The organism is Desulfofundulus sp., from assembly GCF_049701015.1.
GTDB lineage: Bacteria > Bacillota > Desulfotomaculia > Desulfotomaculales > Desulfovirgulaceae > Desulfofundulus.
In genome coordinates this window covers 1-3,522 of record NZ_JBNATZ010000255.1, presented here as the reverse complement: position 1 = coordinate 3,522, position 3,522 = coordinate 1, and the positions used below count along the sequence as shown (strand labels likewise).

The following is a 3,522-nucleotide window of genomic DNA, read 5'->3' as shown; positions in this document are numbered from 1 at the left end:
TTTACTAAAATCCTTTTGCGGCCATGTACAAAATTAAGTCCAGGATACGGTTGGAATAACCCCATTCATTGTCGTACCAGGCCACCACTTTAACCATGTCCTCACCGATAACCATGGTCGAAGGACCGTCTACAATAGCCGAGTGAGGATCTCCACAGTAATCCGTCGATACCAGAGGCAGGTCGCTGTAGGCCAGTATCCCCTTGAGTTTACCCTCTGAAGCGTCCTTCAGGGCACCGTTGACCTCTTCCACCGTAACGGGCCGGCTCAGTTGAGCCACAAAATCCACCACACTGACGTTGGGTGTGGGCACGCGCATGGCCATACCGCTCAACCTGCCTTTCAACCGCGGGAGCACCAGTTCCACGGCTCTGGCTGCACCGGTGGTGGTGGGAATAATGCTCATACCTGCAGCCCGGCCCCGGCGCAGGTCCCTGTGGGGCATATCCAGGATTTGCTGGTCGTTGGTATAGGCATGTACGGTGGTCATGAGACCCTTGACTATGCCGAACTTTTCATCCAGCACCATGGCTACCGGTGCCAGGCAGTTGGTGGTACAGGAGGCGTTGGAAACCACGTGATGTACAGCGGGGTTGTAAGATTCCTCGTTCACACCCATGACCACAGTCAGGACATCCCCTTTGGCCGGAGCGCTGATGACTACCTTTCTGGCCCCGCTGTCCAGGTGTGCGGAAGCGGCTTCCGCCGTTTTAAACTTGCCGGTGGACTCCACCACCACATCCACTCCAAGTTTGCCCCAGGGGATGCTGGTGGGCTCCGCCTCGGCCAGGACCACTATCTCCCGGCCGTTCACCACCAGGGAGCGTTCATCCGCCTGCACATCGGCGTCCAGCCTGCCGTGCACCGAATCGTATTTCAAGGCGTGGGCCAGTGTGCGGGCGTAGTTGCCATTCACCGGAAGCCGGCGGGACTTGTGGTTTACGGCCACCACCTGGATCTCGGGATAACGGAGGGATGCCCGCAGCACATTTCTCCCTATCCGGCCGAAACCATTAATCCCTATTTTTACAGTCATTATTCCCTCTCGCTCCTTTCAATAGTATACCTCATTTAGTAAAATTTATTTTAATTATGACATTCTTATTCGCTAACCAGTTAAATAGTTCCTCCTTTTTTGGCTGGCCCGATAAAAAAAATGGTACCGCCATAAAAGCGGTACCAGGGCAAGCATTTACAGCCAGAGGTCTTCAGGTACCTGCCGCACGCAGCCCGCCAAAAACCGCACGGGGCAGCCCGGTAACAGGTTAGTAGCGACGCCTCTGCTGGACGGGGGGTATCCCCAGTTCACCCCTGTACTTGGCAACTGTACGCCGTGAGATGTGAATCCCCTGTTTACACAATATTTCCGCAATCTTCTGGTCATTTAAAGGATCTTTGGGGTCCTCCGCCGCCACAATTTCCTGAAGCATCTTCTTGATGCTTTCGGCAGAGGTCATGTTCCCACCGTCGCTGTTGATCCCCGTGGGGAAGAAATATTTCATTTCAAATACTCCCTGGGGAGTCTGGATATATTTATTTGAAGTGGCCCGGCTCACCGTGGATTCATGCAGGCCGACCATTTCCGCCACCTGCTTCAAATTGAGGGGTTTTAAATATTTAACCCCGTGGTCCAGAAAATCGCGCTGGAGCTGTACCAGGCAGCTGGCCACCTTGTAGAGAGTCAACCGCCGCTGTTCGATGCTGCGTATCAGCCAGGCAGCAGCATTGAGCTTGCTTTCTACAAAACGGCGGGTATGTGAATCGTACTTTTCCTGCTGGCTGAGTACCGAACGGTAAGCAGGGTTGATAGTGAGGCGAGGTACCGAAACATCATTGACAAGGATAACATACTCATTGCCAACCTTCTCCACCACTATATCCGGCACCACGTAACGTACGTCGTTGGGGGTGGAAAAATTGCGACCTGGTTTCGGGTCCAGGGTTTTTAAAATATCGGCCACGCGCTGGATTTCCTGGACGGGAACATTTAACTGCTGGGCCAGGCGGTTTAACTTGCCCCTGGCCAGATCGAGCAGGTGGTGGCGAATGATCCTCTCCAGCAGCGGTTCTTTAATATCCAGCTGGCTCACCTGGATCAGCAGGCACTCCTGGAGCGTGCGGGCACCCACCCCCGGCGGGTCGAAAGTCTGGATAAGCTTCAGGGCTTCCTCCACGGCATGGGTGGGCACGGCCAGCTGCCTGGCAACCTCCTCCACACTGGTCTGGAGGTAACCGTGTTCGTCGAGATTACCGATCAGGTATTCGCCGATAGCCCTCACCTGGGGACTGCACCTGGTGAGATAAAGCTGGAACATCAGGTGTTCCACCAGGGTAGGCGCCTGGGAAAGAAAACTCTCATAGTTGTGAGCGGGAGGCTCGGGGTCCCTCTCCGGCCGGGGGAAACCCAGGTCGCTGGAATCCTGGAAATACTCTTCCCAGTCCAGGTCGTATTCCCTCTCTCCCCGCTCCTCCTCGAACTCCCGTTCAAATTCTCCTTCTTCCCCGTCTCCGTCCGCTCCTTCTTCCCGCAATTCCAGGAGAGGGTTTTCCTGCAGCTGCTGCTCTATATACAGGGAAAGCTCCAGGGAGGACAGCTGCAGCACGGTTATGGCCTGACGCAGCTCGGGAGTCATAATTAACTTTTGCGTTTGTTCGACGTTAAGTCCGTAACCCAGGCGCATGGGCCTCCACTCCTCCAAAGCTCCGTCAACTAAAACATAAGATTAGTTGAGCAATTCTGTATATAAATAATTATTCTCCCAACCCGGGAATTTCTCCTGCCGCCTTGCGACCCGATACCAGCATATTCGGGAGGCAAATGTTTCATACCATGCGGGGCGGTCTGCTCACACCTGGTGACGTCCCCTGGACGCCGCCCCGCTCTCTTCCGGCCGGAACCCCCGGCAGTGTTTCGCGAAGCCTGGCGGCAATTTCACTCAATCTGCGCAGGCGGTGGTTCACGCCGGACTTCCCCACCCGTGGCTCGAGCACTTCCCCCAGCTCCCGCAGGCTCGCGTCGGGATACTGCAGCCGGGCCTCGGCCACCTGCCGCAAAGCCGGCGGAAGCTTTTCCAACCCCAGGGTACCTGCAATAAACCGGATATCCTCCACCTGGCGCAGGGCTGCCTCGACCACTTTGTTCAGGTTGGCCGTTTCACAGTTTACCAGGCGGTTCACCTGGTTGCGCACGTCCTTGTAGATGCGCACGTTTTCAAAATCCAGGAGCGCTGCATGTGCTCCCATGACGTTCAGCAGGGCTACTATCTGGTCGCTGTCCTTTAAATAGACTACATGCCAGTTTTTGCGTACGCTCACCCGGGCCTCAAGGCCGAACTCCCCCATCAGCCGGCCAAGTGCCCGGGCATGTTCGGCGTTACCCGTGATAATCTCCAGGTGGTAGGTACCTTCGGGGTTGTTCACCGACCCCCCTCCCAGGAAAGCCCCCCGCAGGTAGGCGCGGCGGCAGCATTCCCGCCTCACAAGCTCCCTGGGAATACCGCCGGTCACGCGGCCGCGGGCGTC

At 56.2% G+C, this 3,522-nt stretch carries 3 protein-coding genes; all 3 read right to left on the bottom strand.

What is annotated here, in order from left to right; genetic code table 11:
- Positions 1–4: 4 nt before the first annotated feature.
- Complete coding sequence (gene gap / locus ACPLUI_RS12680) at positions 5–1,036, bottom strand: type I glyceraldehyde-3-phosphate dehydrogenase (protein ID WP_424660620.1); 1,032 nt, start codon at positions 1,034–1,036, stop codon at positions 5–7.
- Between the two features lie 229 nt (positions 1,037–1,265).
- On the bottom strand, positions 1,266–2,681 hold the full coding sequence (rpoN, locus tag ACPLUI_RS12675) for an RNA polymerase factor sigma-54 (RefSeq protein WP_424660619.1): 1,416 nt from the start codon (positions 2,679–2,681) through the stop codon (positions 1,266–1,268).
- A gap of 142 nt (positions 2,682–2,823) precedes the next feature.
- On the bottom strand, positions 2,824–3,522 hold a 699-nt coding region (whiA, locus tag ACPLUI_RS12670; RefSeq protein WP_424660618.1), incomplete at its 5' end, for a DNA-binding protein WhiA.